The organism is Pseudoalteromonas sp. SR45-6, assembly GCF_014163545.1.
In the GTDB taxonomy this organism is placed as follows: domain Bacteria; phylum Pseudomonadota; class Gammaproteobacteria; order Enterobacterales; family Alteromonadaceae; genus Pseudoalteromonas; species Pseudoalteromonas rhizosphaerae.
The window spans coordinates 1-356 of the sequence record NZ_JACJDM010000210.1 but is presented as its reverse complement, the minus strand read 5'-3'; the positions used below and the strand labels follow the sequence as shown (position 1 = coordinate 356).

The window sequence follows — 356 nt, the reverse complement described above, 5'->3', positions numbered from 1 at the left end:
CCACTAATGGCTGGGGTGTTGTCATTGCTCAATGTATCGACGCTCACCGTGAGCGTCGGTGGCGTACCATCAAAATCAGTCGAAGTGATCGTGCGCACATTACCTGCTTCATCACTGGCACTGGCAGTCACAGAGGCCACTGTTAGCAGTGGAATGGTTAAGCCCACAAGCGTCCAGTCGCCATTGGCGTCAGTTGTAGTGGTATAGGTTGCGCCTATACCGCCACCAATGAGATTTTCAGTGATGGTGATAGTACTACCAGCAGGTAAATCGGAGGTACCGCTGAGAGACACTAACTGTCCTAATAGGAAGGTGGGCACAAACGCAAGCTCTGGTGGAATTGTATCCACCACGCC

1 pseudogene is annotated in these 356 nt (G+C 52.0%); it reads right to left on the bottom strand.

Going from position 1 to position 356, the window contains the following annotated elements:
• Positions 1–356, bottom strand: a pseudogene (locus H5158_RS22950) (hypothetical protein); the annotation flags it as partial.